This window comes from Pseudomonas sp. GM21 (genome assembly GCF_000282215.1).
In the GTDB taxonomy this organism is placed as follows: Bacteria; Pseudomonadota; Gammaproteobacteria; order Pseudomonadales; family Pseudomonadaceae; genus Aquipseudomonas.
The window spans coordinates 1-19,415 of sequence record NZ_AKJS01000012.1; the positions used below are offsets into that span (position 1 = coordinate 1).

Consider the following 19,415-nt stretch of genomic DNA (forward strand, 5'->3'; position numbering starts at 1 on the left):
AGAAGCTGGCCGAATTGATGGGGGGCACGGTCGGCGTGGAAAGCGTTGTTGGCCAGGGCTCGACCTTCTGGTTTACCGCTCGGGTCGGGATCGTGCCAGTTGCGACCCAAAAACTGCAATGCCACACCCCGAACAGTAGCCGGATGCTGGCGAGGGATGACGATAACAGCGCCCATCAAAGCTTTGCGCCGGAGATTCCCGAGGCGTGCATCATGGCGGCCATTTTCGGGGCGCGTGTACTGTTGGTCGAAGACAACGCACTGAACCAGCAGTTGGCGAGCGAACTGCTGAGCGATGCCGGATTGCTGGTCGATATTGCTGGCAATGGAGAAATTGCCGTCGACCGGGTGCAAACGTGCGACTACGACTTGGTGCTGATGGACATGCACATGCCGGTACTCGATGGCGTGAGCGCGACGCGAGCCATTCGTGCCTTGCCAGGCAAGCGGGATCTGCCCATCGTCGCCATGACCGCCAATGCCATGCTGGCCGATCGCGAACGCTGCAGGGAGGCAGGCATGGTGGATTTTGTCGTCAAACCTATCGACCCGGACACACTGTTCCGTACGCTGCTGCGCTGGATCAAGCCTACCGGCGCAACGCGTGAAGCTGCAGGCATTCAAACGGCCGATATCACCCCCGGTGGAGACTTGAGTTTCGCTGGCGTGGACGTTGACGTGGCGGCCGGGCTACGCCGGGTGCTGGGCAAGCACACCCTGTATCTGGATTTGTTGCACAGCTACCTGGCCGGCCAGAGACCTTTGCTCTCGCAGTTGCGCGCAGCGCTGGCGATGGGAAAGCTGGAAAAGGCCGAGCTGTTGGCCCATAGCTGCAAAGGGATGTCAGCGACCATCGGTGCTGACACCATCGCGCAGGCGGCAGATGCATTGGAGCAGGCACTGCGTGCAAACAGGCCGCTCGTTGAACTGCAGGTCTGTCTGCAAGACTTGACCGAACCCCTGGAAGCACTGCTGGGGCAATTACGCGAGAAGTTGCCCTGTGCGGTCGAGGCCGAGCCCATAGCGGTCGACGTTGTCGAGTTGCAGACGATTTGCCGACATCTCGATGCCCTGCTGGGTGACTTCGATGCGCAGGCTGTGCCTTATTTCGCGACACAGGCGGGCGTCCTGCGCGGTGCGTTTGCAGACAGTTTCCAGCCATTGGAGAGCGCGGTGAAACGTTACGATTTTGAGCGGGCGCAGAAATGTCTGAGCGAGGCCTTGCAGGCAAATGGAACAGGCGCAATGACCCGTTAAATACACGCCAACACGCCCTTCGTAACGTCAAAAGCGCATTGTTCAGAAGTTTTCAGCGTTTTTCAGCGTCCGACTGATACGGTTCAGCTCATTTCAGAGCATCTGTGTGGGTGACATGCGTTACTGCATCCACTTGGCAGAAGCGACGGGCGCGCCTTTCCCCGTCGTGCTCGCGCGGCAAAATAAATTGCTCCCGCCTGCTTTACCGAAAGACCCCGTCTCGAGTAAGTCCCGTTGAACAGCTCAACCGCGAAACCCTCCGTACCGGTAGTCGACGATCGCCCGCGCTTTCATCGACTGGACGTTGCAGCCGTCTCTTTGGTTATTCATCTGCTGGCCCTGGCCTTGCCGTTGGCATTGCTGCAGATCTACGACCGCATCCTGCCAAGCCAGTCCTACGGCACGGCGGTGTTCCTGGTGCTCGGTGTCGGTATCGCCATCATCCTTGAAGTTATTCTGCGTTACGGCCGCACTGCGCTGTTTGCGCACATCGCCGCGCAATACGAAAGCGAAACAACCACGCGTATTTTCGACCGTCTGCTGAAGGCTGATATCAATGTCGTAGAAGGCATGGGCACCGCCAACGTCATCGACGGTATACGTTCGGTGGCGCAAGTGCGGGATCAGTGGTCCGGCAATGCCGCGGTGGCGCTGTATGAGGTGCCGTTCATTGCCGTTTATATCGGCCTGGTCGCTTACATCGGTGGCTGGCTGGCAGTCATTCCGTTGGCATTGTTTGCCGTTGCCCTAGGCATGACGCTGCTGGTCAAGGCCGCCACTGAGCGAACCCTGGGCAACGTCGAAGCCGCCGATAGCCGTCGTCGTAACTTGTTGTGGGCGTCCTTCGCCGGGCTGTCCGAGGTCAAATCCCGCGGCGCCGAGCCCGGTCTCAGCCGCAACTACGCGGTGATGAATGCACGCTACATGGAAGCGTCGGCCCGTCTGGAAATGCTCGTCGCCTGGGTACGTGAGAATGCTGCGCTGTTGGGCCAGTTGTCCACGGTTCTGATCGTGATTTTTGGCGCGATTGACGTGATGAAGGGCGAACTGAGCACTGGCGGACTGACCGCCTGTACGTTGCTCGCTGGACGTTCCATCGGCCCGGCAATGCTCGGATTAGGCTATCTGGCGCGCCTGGCGCAGGCACGGGAAGCGCAGACGAAAGTCCAGCACCTGCTTGAACTGCCGGTCGGCGATGCGGTGCTGTATCCACAGAAGCGCGACGAGACCGGGGCATCGCTCATCGTCACTCAAGGGTGTATTGAGCTGCTCAGGGAAAACAACCCCGACTTAACCATCAACATCGCCTCCGGCGAGTTGGTCCACCTGGATGCCGCCGATGCGGCATTGGCGTCAAAACTGCTGGCCATGGTGGCGGGTACCGGGCGCCAACAGGGATTGGAGGTGCGCCTGGACGGTCATTCGGTACTCGAATATTCGGCCGTCAGCCTGCGCCACAGCGTAAGCCTGGTGCCACGTCATCCTGCGTTGGTGGCGGGTTCGATTCTCAACAACCTGACCCTGTTCGACCCGCGGTACAACGAGCGGGCGCGCGATTATGCGGAGGCACTAGGCCTGTTGCCATTTCTCGGCCGTCTGCGCAGTGGCGCGTTGACGGAAATCGGAGCCTTGGGCGCCGAACAGTTCGACGAAGGGGTTTACCAGCGCATCGCACTGATTCGGGCGCTGGTGCGTGAGCCCAAGATTTTGTTGCTGGATCATGCTGGCAGCGGTCTGGATCTGGACGGACAAAAACGCCTTGCCGCGTTACTGCAAAACATGGCGGGTCGCCCCACGGTGCTGGTCGCCAGCAACAAGCCGATCATGATTGGTGCGTGCGACCGCAGCATCCGCATTGGCAGGAGTCACCCGCATGCAGGCTGAAAATATCAGTTCCATCCTGTCAGACAGGGCCAACAAACTGCAGGTGTTCTGGAGTGAGCGTGCACGGATGCAGCGCATCGCCACGCTGCTCGGCGAGGCGCGTCTCGGTGCCTCGGCGATTGCTCGCTGCCTGCCCGCACTTTTGGTGACGCTGGACTGGTTCGGTGCGCCGCGTAATCTGGTGCCCAGCCTTCCGGCCCAGGGCGCCGGTTTTACCGTAGAAGACCTGCGCACGCTGTTGGCGGACATCGGGTTCCGTTCCGATTACTTGCCCCGTGGCAAACGCGACAACCTGATGGAAAGCCTGCCGGTCGGCACCCTGGCAATCACCGGTGAGCAGTGCATGCTCTATCTCGGTCGTCTTGACAATAAAGACTGGTGGCATGACGGCGTGAGCCCGGTCGAGGGCTGGCAGCCGTCGAATGACACCGAGTTGCTGATGATCCAGCGCAAAGCCGGGTTCTTGCCCATCGATGCCCCTCAGCCCGACTGGTTTGCGCGACTGATGGCGAAGGCTCAAAGCGAATTGCTCGGGATCGGGCTGATCAGTCTGGTCACCAACCTCCTGGCGTTGTCGGTGTCGCTGTTCACCATGACGGTCTACAACTCGGTAATTCCCAGTGGCGCCACTGGCACGCTGACCACGCTGGGGTTGGGGGCGATCGTCGCCATCATCTGCGGTTGGGGGCTGCGCCTCGGGCGCGCGACACTGCTAGCGCGCATGGGGGCATGGGCCGGCACAAGCATTGGCACTGCGGCGTTTCGCAAAACCCTCGGTCTGCCCTTGGAGTATTCGTCGCGGCTGGGCCTGAACAACAACCTCAACCGCATGCGCTCCCTGGAAGGCGTGCGTCAGTACCTCAGCGGTGCGGGCGGTGTGGCGCTGGTTGATTATCCGTTCGTGCTGGTGTTCATCGTGGTGATCGCGCTGCTTGGCGGCTGGATTGTTTTCGTGCCGATCATTGGACTGCTGCTGTTCTGGCTCGCGGCCTGGTTGGTACAGCCTTATGTACAGCGTAAGTCCGTTCACGCAAGCCGCGTTGGCAACCGGCTGCTGGAGGAGTATTCCAGCGGTATCCAGCGGCTTCGCTCCCTACAGGGCATTAGTGGCAATCACCACTGGTTGCGGCGTATGCGCGACATGTCCAGCCAGGCCGCAAAGGCCAATCGTGATCTGGCCCTGGCCCAGGCGCTGGTGCAGAGCATCGGCCAGGCTTTGGGGATGTTCACGGTGCTGGGCACCATGGCCGCCGGCATCGCTCTGGTCCTGTCTCAGGGCATGACGGCGGGCGGGTTGATCGCCACGATGATGCTGGTCTGGCACGTCACCACCCCGGCCCAGCAATTCTTTTCCCTTAGCCTGCGCATCAGCCAGATCAAAGAATCACGCCTGCAACTGGAGCGGCTGATGCAGTCCGCTGGCGAGGCACAGCACCCGCAGATGTATTCACCGGTCGAACCGCTGTCGCCTCGTATCGCCGTGGACCATTTGTACTATCGCTATACCGCCGAACAGGAGCCTGCGCTCAACGGCATCAGCTTCGAGCTGCAGCCGGGCCAGCGTGTGGTGGTGGTCGGGCCCAATGGCGCTGGTAAGAGCACGCTATTGCAGTGTCTGTCCGGCGTGCGCATGCCACAAAGTGGTCGCGTGGTGCTCGACGGGCGGGATATCCGTCAGTTCGACCCGGCGGATTACCGTGTCTGGGTCGGTTTTCATGCGCAGACCCTGCAGAACCTGCCGTTGCCGGTGCGTGACTTCCTCCGGTTGTCCCATCCGTCTGCCAGCGACGAGCGAATCATTGCCTGTTTTGCCCGTGTCGCGGGCGAAACCTGGTGGAGTTTGCTCGGCTGCACGAGCGAAGAGGCGGCGCTGAGCCTGCAGCTCGATCCCTGGCGCGAAGACCCCGATGCCCTGCGTATACGTCATGTGGTGGGCATGGTCGAAGCCGTGCTGGATGATCCACCCCTGCTGTTGCTGGATGACCCGTTGCGCGACGGCGATCCGGTGCTGGACGGCATGTTCAAGCGCTTGCTCGACAGCCTGCGCGGCATCAGCACCGTGGTGATTGCTACGCACCGTGCGGACCTGATTGAAACCGCGGACCTGATCGTGATTCTCGATCAGGGCAAATTGATTCATGTCGGGCCAGTCGCCCCTCAAAGCCAGATACCTGCGGCGCAGGACAGCTTAAAAGGACCGGTTCATGCTTAAGATCGACCCACTTCCAAAAATCATTACCATCACCGGGGCCGACGATCGCGCCAGTGCCAATATTGCCAACCTGCTCAACGATGGCCGTAGTTCGCGGCAATTGCGCCGACTGCTGTTGGCGATTGTTGCCCTGGTGGTGCTGTTCCTGCTCTGGACGCTGCTTGCACAGGTTGATGAGCTGGCCAAGGCGCGTGGGGAGGTTCAGCCGGTGTCGCGGATTCAGCTCGTGCAGTCGAAGGAGGGCGGCATCCTCACTGAGCTGCTGGTCGAGGCGAACGAGCCTGTCAAGGCGGGGCAAGTCATCGCCCGGTTTGCCACGACGGATGTGCAGAAGGATCTCGATCAGGTTAGCGTGCGCCGCTCCGCCCTGCAGATCGATCTCGAACTGTGGGGGGCTGTAATTGAGGGACGTCGGCCGAATTTTTCTCCCTTCGCCGATCAGCCGGTTCTGGTGGCGGAGGCGATCAAGCGTTACCTCAATGAGCTGGCGCTCAACTCCTCACTGGCCGATTCCAAGCGTACCGTCTTAGAGCAGCAGAGGGCGGCACTGAGCGGCGCCCAGGGCGAATTGCCGGCGATGCGCAACCAATTGAACCTGACCCTTGGCGTCCAGGCCCGTTACCAGGATGGCTTCGCCAGGGGAGCGATTTCCGCGGTGCGCATGGCCGAGGCCCAAGAGCATGCGGCGGAGGTCGAACGCAACCTTGCGCAGCTGCATTCGCGCATCACCGAACTGCAAAAGTCCATCGCCGTGGCCCAAGCGGCGCTACAGCAGGTGCTGGACGAGATTGACCAGAAAGCGGGGGCCAAGCGCAGCGAACTGATCGAGAAGATTCATGAGCTGGATGCGGAGATGGTTGCCCTGAAAGACCGCCATGGGCGTACCGACGTGGTGGCGCCAGTCGCCGGCTTTATCAAGCAACTGCCTGATACCCGCGCCGGTGCGGTGATTGCACCCGGCGGCACGGTGGCGGAGTTGGTGCCCAGCGAAGGCGGCGTGGTGATGGAAGTCCTGGTCTCGCCACGGGATATCGGGTTCGTGCGTATCGGGCAAACCACGCTGGTCAAGGTCGATGCCTTCGACTTCAGCCGCTTCGGTTCAGTGTCGGGCAAGGTCAAGCGCATCTCCCCATCGGTGTTTCGCCAGGAGCAGACCGGCGCGACCTTTTACAAGGTGGATATCCAGCTGGACAAGGCCTATGTCGGGAACGACGCGAACCGCCAATTGATCCCCGGCATGACCGGCGAGGCGGATATCGTCACTGGCCGCAAGACGGTGTTCCAGTACCTTGCCAAGCCCGTTTTTCTCGGTGCCGACATGGCATTCCACGAACGCTAGGCGCAGGAGCACAGGGAACAGATCATGGCCAATTATGAAGACGGTTCGACTTCAGGTGTGCGCCCGGGAATGAGCCCGGAAGAAGCCGCCAGACGCTTGCGTGCGCATGAACAGCCACTGGGCAAGCAGGATACCTCTGACGTAAAAAGCCCTCTGGGCTGGACCGAGGACAAGCAAGGGGAAACACTGCCTGGCGAGCAGCCCCATGCCGTCGGCGCCTCCGAGCAATCGCCTGCTCGTGCCCTGATGGACTCCATCGCCGAGCAGGCATTGCCCGTAACCGGCCTGGTGCCTGTCATTGAGGCACCGGCATCCGGCCCGAGTGGTTTCGCTGCTGAGTCCGGCTATATTTCGAGGCCGGACTTCGGCGATGCGGCCCGCGCAGCGGCTTTTGTGGCAGGAGACCTGGACCCACCGGCGCTGCAGGCTGCCGAGTTGGCGCCCGTTGGTGGCGGCGCCAGTGCTCCGCGCGCGCTGCACGCTCAAGACGAAAGCATCAACAGCGCGAGCAACATCGACAGTTCGACGCCATTGCTGGCGACCGGCGATCTTGCCGGCAGCGTGATCGAGGACACTGAACAACAAGTCAGTGGCCATCTCAGTGCAAGCGGTGGTGAAGGGGGCGTGGCCGTTCAATGGCAGGCGCTGGCGCCGGAAAGTGTCTATGGCAGGTTAGAGGTCGAACCCGATGGCTCCTGGCGTTACACCCCGAACATCACCAGTCCTGCGTTTCAGGGGCTGAACGAAGGTCAGCATGTCATCGAGGAGTTTCTGGTGCGCGCCAGTTCGGGCCATCAGGCGCCCGTCGATCTGCTGATTCGCATCGAGCTGGAAGGCACCAACGACCGCCCGGAAATCACTGAGGCCTCGGTACTCACCGGCAGCCACCGGGAAGACGGGCAGACACTCGTCAGCGGCCGACTTGAGGCCCGCGACGCGGATCAGGACGCCCAGCTGCACTGGCAGGTCGACACCGTGCACGGCCAATACGGCGAGTTGACGCTCGATGCGGGCACCGGCCGGTGGCAGTATCACCTCGACAATGATCGCGGGACGACTCAGGCGCTCGCCGAGGGTGAGGTGGCCACCGAGTATTTCCTCGCCAGTGTGGTCGACGAGTACGGTGCGGCATCCACCGCGCGCCTGACCATCACCATCATCGGGCTCAATGATGACCCGGTCATCGGGCGTGTTGACGCGCTTCACGCGACGCAAGAGGGCGGCATTATTCAGGGGAGAATCCTCGCGACTGATGTCGACACCCTCGACCAGCTCAGTTTCAGCACCACTGCCGAGGTGCCGGGCTTCATCCTGGCAGCGGACGGCAGCTATCGCTTCGATCCGGGCAACACCGCCTACCGATACCTGGCCGAAGGCGAGACGCAGCAAATGATCATCGCGGTTACGGTCAGCGATGGCCATGGCGGCACCGCCACGCAGAACCTGGTGATCAATATCACCGGCACCAATGATCTGCCAGTGCTCAACACCCTCGTTGCGCGTACCGCCGCTGAAGGCGACGCGCTATTGACCGGCCAGCTCAACGCTACTGACGTGGATAACGGCCACACGCTGACCTATGGCACCACCGCCGAGGTCGACGGTTTCACCCTCCATCCGGACGGCAGCTACCGCTTCGACCCAGCCCACAGCGCCTATCGATCGTTACCCGCCGGGGTTCAGCAAACGCTGGTTATCCCGCTGACAGTCACCGACGAACACGGTGGTTCAGCCACGCAAGATCTGGTCATCGTCGTGACCGGGACCAACCAGAGCGCTGTCATCAGTGGCGTGGCCAGTGGTGCTGTCACCGATGAAAATACCAGCAGCGGCACGGACCTTCTGGAAACGAGCGGGCAACTGACCATCATCGATCCGGACAGCGGCGAAAGCCGATTCTCACCGCACAGCGACAGCGATGCACTGACCGGCCAATTCGGGGTGCTGACGATCGACGCGACCGGTGCCTGGCATTACGCGGCGGACAGCAAACAGGCTGCGGTGCGGCGACTGGGGCAAGGCGAGACGCTGACCGAACACTTCACGATTACCAGCGTCGACGGCACCCAGCAGATTATCGACATCACTCTGACCGGTACCAACGACTTGCCGGTTATGAGCATGACGGCAATCACGGCCCTCGAAGGCGACGTTGCTATCACCGGCCAGGTGATCGCCACCGACATCGACGATGGCGACGTGCTCACCTATAGCACTGCGGCCACGGTCGACGGTTTCAGCATCGACCCGGACGGCACTTACCATTTCGACCCGAGCCACCCGGCTTATCAAAGCCTGATCGCCGGTGAGACGCAGACTTTGAGCATCCCGCTGACGGTGACCGACAACCACGGCGGCACAGCGACGCAAATCCTGACCATCACCCTGACCGGCTCCAACCAAGGGGCGGTGATTGCCGGGGTGGATAACGGTGCCGTCACAGAAGACCAGGTCACCAGTGACGGTCATTGGCTGGAAACCGGTGGGCAGCTGAGCATCACCGATCCGGATCAGAACCAGTCCGTTTTTGTCGAGCATAGTGGGGCCGGGGTAATCAGCGGGAGCTACGGCCTGTTGACGATTGATGCTTCGGGCGCCTGGCATTACGCGGCGGACAACGACCAGGCGGCGGTGCAGCAGTTGGGGCAGGGCGACACGCTGACCGATCACTTCACCATCACAAGTGTCGACGGCACAAAACACAGCATCGACATCACCCTGAGTGGCACCAACGATGTGCCGGTGATCAGCCAGAATTCGATCACCACCGGGGCGATCGCCGAGGACGCCACATCGAACACGGTGGGTGGTGCACTGATCGCCAGTGACGTCGACATCGCCAGCCAGCTCAGCTGGAGTCTGGTGTCTGCGTCTGGGGTCTACGGAACATTGTCCATCGACGAAGCCAGTGGTCAGTGGATCTACACCCTGGACAACAACCGTGCGGCCACTCAAGGTCTGGCGGAAGGACAGCCGGTCAGCGAACGCTTCAGCGTGCTGGTCACCGACGAGCATGGCGCGTCGGCTCGCCAGGATGTCGTCATCAGCATACGGGGTACCAACGACAATCCGCTGCTGCTGAATGTGCCGCAATTGAGTGTGATAGAAGGCGGTGCCGTGGAGCACGGCCAGCTCAATGCCACTGATGTCGATACCGGCGATACCCTGAACTTCAGCACTTCGGCGCAGGTACCGGGCTTCACCCTGAGCGAGGAGGGTGCCTGGTCGTTCGACCCGGCGAACTCGGCGTATCAAAGCCTGCTGGCCGGGCAAACACAGACACTGAATATCCCGCTGACGGTCACCGACAACCACGGCGGCACGGCGACGAAAATTCTGATCATCACCCTGACCGGCACCAACCAGGGGGCCGTGATCGCCGGGGTGGATGCAGGCAGTGTCATGGAAGACACGACGTCCCCCAGCACGCATCTGCTGGAAACGGCTGGCCAGTTGACGATCAGCGATCCGGACAGCGACCAGGCGGTATTTACCGACCACTCGGGTACCGAGGCACTGACCGGCAGCTATGGCACCTTGAGTATCGACGCCAGCGGCGCCTGGTACTACAGCGCCGACAACCATCAGGCGGCGGTTCAGCAACTGGGGCAGGGCGCCACCCTGACCGATCAATTCACCATTACCAGCCTCGACGGCACCCAGCATACCGTGACGGTCACATTGAACGGGACCAACGATGTGCCGGTGCTCAACGCCATCAGCGCGCGTAACGCGGTGGAAGATGGGGACATTCTGACCGGGCAACTGACGGCGACCGATATCGACACGGGCGATACGCTGAGTTACAGCACAACCTTGGTCACCGCCGGTTTTACCCTCAGTGCCAACGGTAGTTACAGCTTTAACCCCGGCGATGCGGCTTACCAACACCTGGCCGAAGGGGTACAGCAGGTCCTGTCCATTCCGGTCACGGTGACGGATAGTCACGGCGCCACGGCCATGCAGAACCTGGTCATTACCATTACCGGCACCAATGATCTGCCGGTGATGAGCGTGCTGACTGCCCGCACGGCCACCGAAGGCGGCACCGCGATCACCGGCCGCGCCAGTGCCACCGACATTGATACGGGTGACGTGCTGATCTATAGCACCGCGGCTACGGTCGACGGTTTCAGCATCGACCCGGACGGCACCTACCGTTTCGACCCGAGCAACCCGGCCTATCAAAGCCTGAACGCCGGTGCGAAGCAGACTCTGAACATCCCGCTGACGGTGACCGACAACCAGGGCGCAACGGTGACAAAAATCCTGACCATCACCTTGACCGGCACCAACCAGGGGGCGGTGATTGCCGGGGTGGATAACGGCAGCGTCACCGAGGATCAGACCGCCACCGGCAACCTGGAAACCGGGGGCCAGCTGACCATCAGCGATGTAGATAAAGGCCAAGCGGTGTTCACGCCGCGCAGTGGCGCCAGCGCCCTCGCAGGTAAATATGGCAGCCTGACGATTGATGCCAGTGGCGCCTGGCACTACAGCGCCGCCAACAACCAGACGGCGGTGCAGAAACTGAGCGAAGGCGCGACGGTGACGGACACCTTCACGGTGCAAAGCGTTGATGGCACGGCGCATCAGATTACGGTCACCCTGCTGGGGACCAACGATGCACCGAAGATTGGCCCAAGCTCCGTCATCATCGGAGCGGTGACTGAAGATGCCGCCGTACCCACCGCCACCGGCAAGCTGGTGGCCAGTGATGTCGATACCGACGCGCGGCTGTCCTGGAGCCTGACGTCGACCGAAGGCAACTACGGCACCCTGGCCCTCGACGCGGCAAGCGGTACCTGGACGTACACGCTCGACATTAGCCGCGCGGTAACCCAGGCCCTGGCGGCGGGTCAGAAGGTGCATGAGAGTTTCACCGCCATCGTCACCGATAACCACGGTGCCAGCGCGCAGCAGACCGTGGACATCGTCATTACCGGGACCAACGACCTCCCGGTGATTAATGGCAGCAGCACCGGCGCGGTCACCGAGGATGACCCGCAGAGTGTGGTTTCCGGCACCCTGACCCATGCCGACTTGGACACCGGTGACAGCTTCAACTGGTCGCTGGTCAACGGTACCGGTACTTACGGCACCTTGTCGTTCGACACTGCGACCGGCACCTGGAACTACAGCCTCGACAACTCACGCGCCGCCACCCAGGCCCTGGCATTGGGCGAGCATCACACCGAGAGTTTTACCGTGCGGGGCACCGATGGGTCTGGCACGCCGGTCAATCAGGTGATCTCGATCGAGGTCAACGGCAGCAACGACAATCCAGTCATCGGCGGCGCACACCAGGGAAGCGTGGTCGAAGACCGGACCCTGACTGCCAGCGGAGCACTGTCGTTCAGCGACATCGACACCGGCGACAAACTCGGAACGTGGCAGGTGCTCACCCCGCAAGGTCTCTATGGTGCGCTCGGCATCGACCAGAATGGCCATTGGACGTATCGCCTCGACCCCGCGCGTTCACAGTCGATCAAGGCCGGCGACACGCCGCAAGACAGCTTCGTCGTGCGTGTCACTGACAACCACGGTGGGTATGCCGATCAGCAGGTTACCCTTCAGGTCACCGGCACCAATGACGGCCCGGCCATCGACCCCAATTCACCGGCGCTGACCGGGGACGTGACAGAAGACCAGATCGGCGCGACCACTGCCCAAGGCACCATTGCCAGTGGCGATCCGGACATTAATGACACCCTGGCCTGGTCGATCGATGGTTACAGCGGACAGAGCGTGGGCAACTACGGCACCCTGACGCTCGATCAGAACGGGCATTGGATATACACGCTCGATCACGCTAAAGCGGACCGACTCGCCGAAGGGACGACGGTCGTCGATCGCTTCGTGGTCAATATCACTGACGCGGCGGGCGAGCGCAGCACCGCCACGATCCAGGTGCAGGTGCACGGTACCAATGACGGCCCGCACATCGGCGGTACCAGCAGTGGCGAAGTGACAGAGGACATCGCCACCCGAGTCAGCGGTCAGTTACTGCCCGGCGATGTGGACAGTGGCGACACCGCGAGTTGGGCAGTGGTCGGCGACCCGCATGGACAGCTCGGTACGTTGAGCCTCAATGCACAGGGCGTCTGGACCTACCAGCTTGACACGGGCTCAGCCATTGTCGATGCCTTGGGGCAGGGCGCCAGCGCAACCGAGACGTTCCGCGTCCAAGTCACCGACTCGCATGGGGTGACCGACTTCAAGGACATCACCATCACAGTTCGCGGCCATAACGATGCGCCGATTATCAGTGGCGTCGACAGTGGCGATGTGTCTGAAGACCAGAAGAGCAGCGTCACCGGGCGCCTCTGCGTCGATGATGTGGACAGCGGCGACCAGCCGAGCTTCGAGCAGAGTCAGTACGCTGGTACATACGGTCAGTTCTCTTTGGACACCGATGGGCAGTGGACCTATCAGCTGTTCGACTCGCAGGCATACGTCCAGGCTCTCGCCGAAGGACAGACTGCCACCGAAACCTTCACCATCACGACGGTTGACGAAAACGGCGGCGTCACCTACCGACCGGTCACGATCACGGTGCATGGCACCAACGATGCGCCGCTCATCAGCGGTGTCGCCACCGGCGTGGTGTTCGAGTACGTCTCGAAAACCGCGACCGGACGCCTGGTCGGCCAAGATCCGGACCAGCTCGACACCGACACCTGGACCCTGAGTGACGGCCAAGGCAAGTACGGAACGCTGCAGCTCGACCCTCATGGCCAATGGACCTACACGCTCGACATCAACGACGCCGACACCAAGGCGTTGCAGCCTGGAGACCAGGCGACGGATAGCTTTCGTGTGCAACTGACCGATAACCATGGCGCAAGCGTGGAGTGCTTCGTCAATGTCACCGTGGTCGGCACACAGGCCCCCAACGCGCCGCCCGAACAAGGCACAGGCGGCGGTGGCACCGAAACGCCGCCGCAGACCCTGCCGTCGGTCAGTGTCAATGTGACCGAGGATGTCTCGCTCATTCGGTCTGGCCTGCTGACGGGGGTTTCGCCCATCGGCAGTCCGGTCACCTGGCAGGTGACGCCCGTCAATGGCACCTTTGGTGTCCTTACCCTGGGCGCCTACGGCGAGTGGGTCTATAACCTGCATAACGATGCGGCGCAGGTCCAGGCGCTCAATCTCGGACAATCGGTCCAGGAGTATTTCAACGTCCGCGGCGTCGACACCAGTGGCAACACTGTACAGACTCAGTTCACCGTGACCATCAATGGTACCAACGACACGCCACACATCGTCGGCGTGGACCAAGGCACCACGATCGAGGATAAGCAGCTCACCGCCAGTGGCAGCCTCGCCGTGCAGAACCTGAATACTGGCGACAGCGCGACCTGGAGCGTGCAGGAAGGCACAGGCCAAGTCGGTAATTTCAGCATCGACAACAACGGTGACTGGACCTACCACCTCGACAATGCCAAGGCGCAGTACCTGAATGTCGGCGAGTCCGTTGTCGAGCGTTTCATGGTCAATGTCATCGACAATCACAACGCGACGAGTTCACGTGAAGTTGTCGTGACCGTGTATGGCACGGCCGATGGCCCGATGATCCCCAGTGTCACTGAAGGCATCGCCGAACCTGGCGCCAACGAAGTGCTGGCTGGCAAGATCCCGGTCCTTGATCCGGACATTAGCGAGACGTTCAGCTTCAGTCTGGTGTCGAGCGCGCACGGCCAAGTGGGCACGCTGTCGATCGATCCGGATGGCAGCTGGCGCTACCAGCTTGACCAGTCTGCTGCCAGCACCGCTCTTAAAAGCCTGGCTGCGGGCCAGCAGCTCATTGACACCTTCACCGTGCAGGTCAGAGACAGCAATGGCCATATGGCCCTGGAACAGATTCGCCTGGTGGTCGGCGGAATCAACGACGCGCCGGTGATCAACGGCGCGACCACAGGCTCCGTTACCGACAAGAGCACGCTCCAGACCAGCGGCAAACTGCTCGCGAGCGATCCGGATGCCGGCGACGTAGCGACGGTCAACCCGCAGAGCGTGGACAGCGCCCATGGTCATTTCGAGGTCACAAGCGATGGCGCGTGGGTCTACACGCTCAATGGGGTGGACCCTGTCGTCAAGGCACTCAACGCGGGTGACAGTCTCACCGAAACCTTCCATGTCACGGCTGTCGACGGCAGCGGCGTGTCGGTGGGCAAGGACGTGGTCATTACCATCCGAGGCAGCAACGACTTGCCCGTGGTGGGTGGCGACGTGCGCGGCAGCACCACGGAAGACGCCACGCCCGGCACCCAAGGCCAATTGACCACCACTGACATCGATACCGGCGACACCACGCAGTGGACAGGCATGAACACGGCTGGCGCCTATGGCCGTTTTGAGATGAGCGTCGATGGCACCTGGAGCTACCTGCTCAATGGCAACTCGGCCCAAGTGCAGGCGCTCAAGGATGGTCAAGTCGTTAGCGAGACCTTCATCGCCCACGGCAGAGACCAACATGGCGCAGAAGTCACCCAGGTCATTACTATCGACGTCCACGGTACCAACGATGCCGCCATCATCACTGGACAGCGCACCGGCGACCTCACCGAGGACCAGGGCGTCACCACTGGCCAACTGGTGGTTTCCGGGCAGATCCGCCTGGCCGACGTTGATACCGGCGAAGGCATTCTCACCGCGCAGACCGTGCAGGGCGCCTATGGCACGCTGGAGTTGCGCAGTGACGGCACCTGGCGCTACTCGGCGGACAATGCCCAGGATGCCATTCAACATTTGGGGCAAGGCGCGACCCTGACCGACAATGTCAGTCTGACCAGCGCCGACGGTACGCCGTATCAAATCAGCGTTATGGTGCACGGCACTAACGATGTGCCGGTATTGAGTGCGCTCACCGTGCTGAATGCGGTGGAAGAGGGCGCCAAAATCATTGGCCAGTTGTTCGGCACTGATACCGACACCGGCGACACGCTGATCTACAGCAGTACTTCGAGCGTGGCAGGCTTCAGCTTGAACGCCGATGGCAGCTACAGCTTCGATCCGTCCGATGCTGCGTATCAGCACTTGGCCGAAGGGGCACAGCAGGTCCTGACAATCCCGGTGACCGTCACCGACAGCCAGGGGGCGACAGCGTCGCAGAATCTGGTGATTACGATTACTGGCAGCAACGACCTGCCGGTGATGAGCGTGCTGACTGCAATCAATGCCACTGAAGACGGCGCAATCATCACCGGCCATGCCACGGCGACTGACGTCGACACCGGCGATTTGCTGACGTACAGCAGCGATACCATGGTCGACGGATTCAGCATCGACCCCGATGGCACCTACCGTTTTGATCCGGGCCATGCGACTTACCAAAACCTGATGGCGGGGGAGACGCGGACCCTGAGTATCGGGCTGACGGCTTCTGACAACCACGGCGGCAGCGCCACACAGATACTGAGCATCACCCTGATCGGCACCAATGACGTTCCGGTACTCTGCGCCATCACCGCGCAGGACGCGGTGGAAGAGGGCGCCAAGGTCACTGGCCAGTTGCTCGGAACCGATGCCGACACGGGCGACACGCTGATCTACAGCAGTACTTCGAGCGTGGCAGGCTTCACCTTGAACGACGATGGCAGCTACAGCTTCGATCCGTCCGATGCAGCCTATAGGCATCTGGCCGAAGGCACGACCCAGGTGCTGACCATCCCGATCACCGTCACTGACAGTCAGGGTGCGACAGCAACGCAGGACCTGTTGATCAACCTGACCGGCACCAACCAGGAGGCAGTGATTGCAGGCGTCGATACCGGCAACGTCCAGATAGAAGGCTTCACCGAGAGCAGTCATCTGCTGGAAACGAGCGGTCAGCTCACCATTAGCGACCCTGATGACAACGAAGCGTCGTTCGTAGCGCATAACGGTGCGGACGCGTTGGTGGGCACGTACGGTTCGCTCGCCATCGACGCCAATGGAGCCTGGTATTACAGCGCCGACGATAACCAGGTCGCCGTGCAGCAATTGACCGAAGGAGAACAACTGGCTGACTCCTTCACGGTCAGTAGTGTCGATGGCACCACGCACAACGTGACCATCACCGTGACAGCACAGCCATCACCCGTGGATGTGTACCTGCAATTTACCCAGACCAATACTGATCATCTGGCAGCAGAGTACGAGGGGCAGAGCGAAAGTCCAACAGTCGAGGGGTACCTGCAGCTCGGCGGCGTAGATCCAGCCCACCTCAGCCAGCCAGATCCGATGCAATCGCCGGATTCCCTACCGCCACCGGATAGCCCGTTACACCCGGGCGCCGCAACGCCCGAGCCGGCTGACTCCGGGTACCACGATTCAGGGCTGGCGGATGCGCCGAGCATGCCGATAACGGATCACGATCCGCAACATTACGGATGAGGGCGAAGATTCAAGGGAGAGCGGCCGTTCCCTCGAACACATCAGTCGAATACGATTGAGGTTCGTCTGGACTTAGCTCGACTAAATAGATGTTTAGTTGAGCTATGTCGTTAAATGCTGCGAATATGTGGGTAAATGCGTCGATATAGCTGGGCAAGGCTGTCGAAATGGATTTTAAAACACCCAGCATCAAAGAACTGTTCGCATCGCTCGATCTAGAGCCTCATGTGGAAGGCGGCTATTACCGCAGAACGTATCAGTCAGACAACATGGTCACAACGACCGGTGGCCAGCGCTACCGGATGACGTCGATTTACTACCTGTGGACGAAAGATTCTCCCATCGGCCATTTCCATCTGAACCATTCCGACATCGTTCATTACTATCATTTGGGCGACGCCATTGCGTACTCGCTGATTTTCCCGGACGGCACATTAGAGACCATCATGATGGGCAGCGATGTCGTCGCAGGAGAATGTTTACAGCTGCATGTACCTGGCGGTGTCTGGAAAGCTTCGCGGCTTATGGTGGGGTCGACGGGATTCGGTCTGATCAGTGAGGCAGTGTCGCCAGGGTTTGATTACGCGGATATGCAATTGGGTGATCGACAAAAGCTCAGTGCGCGTTTTCCCGAGCATTCGGTGTTGGTTGAAAAGCTGACACGCGGATAAGGGCTCAGGAAGGAATTGAAGAATTGAACGCTGCAAATTCTGCGTGTAACCGGGCCAATCCAGAAATACTTTGTTACGTGTAATGTATATTATGTTAAATTATGTGTCTGGGCGGAACTTCTCTCATTGCTGTCCATTCCCACTAGTACTGTGACAATTGGATAAAAATGAGTAATTGATTAGCCAAAAAATGATACTTATTTTTCAATAGGTTAAGGGCCATACGTTCAACTGATTGACGACTACGTGTAGACGCTGACGCCGAATTGACCCACGTGCCGACGCAAGACCGCCCTACCCCAAGTAGGCAGAAATCCAACATGGGCAATGGCTCGCGAGGAATAAGACTGGGTCAGTGACATCTTGGCCACTGGGTCAATTCGGCGTCAGCACCAACAGGCAGACCGACTTTTTCAACAGAATCTACCCATAGCTACCTTTCAACGAGGTGGAATCGGTCATGTGGGTTGCCGTTCAGCCTTTAGATAAACCGACAGGCCTTGCCTGCGCGATTGCCGGGCAAGCAAGTGGATAACTGCTGCTACGCTGGCCGAACGCAGCAGGGTCAGTCGGTTTTCACCACGTCAGGCGGGGTCCAACTGCCGTCAATAATCGTGGCCTCGGGCCAATAATTGCGCAGCAGCAACGAGAACGGTCCGGTGGGTGCGGGCAGCCAGTTGGTTTCCTTGTCCGCGCCCGGGGACTTGGCGCCCAGGTAGAGCGTCAGGGAACCATCCGGGTTGTCCTTGAGGTTCTTGTTCTTGGTGCCGAGCGAGAAGCGCTGCAAGGGGTTGGCGTGGAAGAAGTGCTCGGCGTTGTACAGCGTCAACGACCAGAAACCCTTGACCGGTGGTGTTTGTCCTTTGGCAAAGGTCACCGTGTATTGGTGATTGCCGTCGAGCGGTTGCCCTTGGCTATCGGTTTCCTTGAATTGGTACTGCGTCTCCTCTGGCGTGTTCTGGTACATGCTCGACTTGGAGATGGCCGTGCGGTTGAGGTAGTCGGTGCCCCACTGCGACGCATTGGCCGGCGCGGTCCAGCCGTGACCAATGGGCCGGCCGTTGTAGCGAAAGTGGAACAAGGGATCGACCAGTTCGGCATTCGCCTTGGCGAAGGTTTCATCAAGCTGTTTTCTGACCTCAGGATTGCTCGCCGCGGCCTCCCACACAGAACGGATCCAGCCGTACAGGGCTTCCTCGCCCGGAAGTGGCGGCACTCGTTTTAACACGTCCGCGAGATCCTCGTAATAGCTCGCCGGCCGCACCCACTTGGTCTCGCCGCCACTGCCCTCCGGAGCCGGGAAATGCGGGAGCTTGGCGTAGTCCACGGTTTTCATCTTGCCGTCGAACTGACTCAACGGGTACATGACCACCTGATTGATTAGCGGCTGCACGGCCTCGGTGTCGGCGGCGGTGTCATCCTTGAACACACGGGGAATCACGAACACCAGGTCGGTCGAGGAGCGTGCGACGGCGGTAATCCCCGGGGGCACGGCCATTGGTGTTCCCTGCCAATCCGGCCACCCTGTCGCCCCGCCGAATGTATTGACATCCGATTGCAGCCTAGGGCACAGGGCAGAAATCGGCCAATAACAGTCGTTCCAGAGACTCATGATTACGCGAAGAAGATGGGTTATCTTGTCAGCCGAATCACCTGCATCAGGTGAAGGTCATCAA

The 19,415-nt window shown here is 60.7% G+C and carries 7 protein-coding genes; 6 read left to right on the top strand and 1 reads right to left on the bottom strand.

Translation table 11 applies throughout. The annotated features are described in order from the left end of the window. The 6 genes from PMI22_RS26195 to PMI22_RS26170 all read left to right on the top strand — a co-directional run. The coding region (locus tag PMI22_RS26195) for an ATP-binding response regulator (protein WP_007942968.1) at positions 1-1,256 on the top strand (1,256 nt) is incomplete at its 5' end. Positions 1,257-1,490: 234 nt separating this feature from the next. Next, positions 1,491-3,140 (top strand): ABC transporter transmembrane domain-containing protein, encoded by a 1,650-nt coding sequence (locus tag PMI22_RS26190; RefSeq protein ID WP_007942969.1) that lies wholly within the window; start codon positions 1,491-1,493, stop codon positions 3,138-3,140. Further along, positions 3,130-5,352, top strand: a complete 2,223-nt coding sequence (locus PMI22_RS26185; RefSeq protein WP_007942970.1) for an ATP-binding cassette domain-containing protein — start codon at positions 3,130-3,132, stop codon at positions 5,350-5,352. The genes PMI22_RS26190 and PMI22_RS26185 overlap by 11 nt, the downstream gene beginning before the upstream one ends. Continuing rightward, positions 5,345-6,691: an HlyD family type I secretion periplasmic adaptor subunit gene (locus PMI22_RS26180; RefSeq protein ID WP_007942971.1), complete on the top strand. Its 1,347-nt coding sequence runs from the start codon at positions 5,345-5,347 to the stop codon at positions 6,689-6,691. The genes PMI22_RS26185 and PMI22_RS26180 overlap by 8 nt, the downstream gene beginning before the upstream one ends. A gap of 24 nt (positions 6,692-6,715) precedes the next feature. Continuing rightward, entirely contained in the window at positions 6,716-17,068 is a 10,353-nt protein-coding gene (locus PMI22_RS31220) for a VCBS domain-containing protein (RefSeq protein ID WP_007942972.1), read from the top strand. A 167-nt stretch (positions 17,069-17,235) separates the two neighbouring features. Beyond that, positions 17,236-17,739 (top strand): cupin domain-containing protein, encoded by a 504-nt coding sequence (locus PMI22_RS26170; RefSeq protein WP_007942973.1) that lies wholly within the window; start codon positions 17,236-17,238, stop codon positions 17,737-17,739. A gap of 565 nt (positions 17,740-18,304) precedes the next feature. Here PMI22_RS26170 and PMI22_RS26165 read toward each other — a convergent pair. Continuing rightward, complete coding sequence (locus PMI22_RS26165; RefSeq protein WP_081502728.1) at positions 18,305-19,351, bottom strand: DUF1214 domain-containing protein; 1,047 nt, start codon at positions 19,349-19,351, stop codon at positions 18,305-18,307. Positions 19,352-19,415: the final 64 nt, after the last annotated feature.

Bases quoted from the DNA above. Each gene is read 5' to 3' on its own strand.
- PMI22_RS26185 (WP_007942970.1), top strand. From the start codon at position 3,130: ATGCAGGCTGAAAATATCAGTTCCATCCTGTCAGACAGGGCCAACAAA.
- PMI22_RS26180 (WP_007942971.1), top strand. From the start codon at position 5,345: ATGCTTAAGATCGACCCACTTCCAAAAATCATTACCATCACCGGGGCC.
- PMI22_RS31220 (WP_007942972.1), top strand. From the start codon at position 6,716: ATGGCCAATTATGAAGACGGTTCGACTTCAGGTGTGCGCCCGGGAATG.
- PMI22_RS26170 (WP_007942973.1), top strand. From the start codon at position 17,236: ATGGATTTTAAAACACCCAGCATCAAAGAACTGTTCGCATCGCTCGAT.
- PMI22_RS26165 (WP_081502728.1), bottom strand. From the start codon at position 19,351: ATGAGTCTCTGGAACGACTGTTATTGGCCGATTTCTGCCCTGTGCCCT.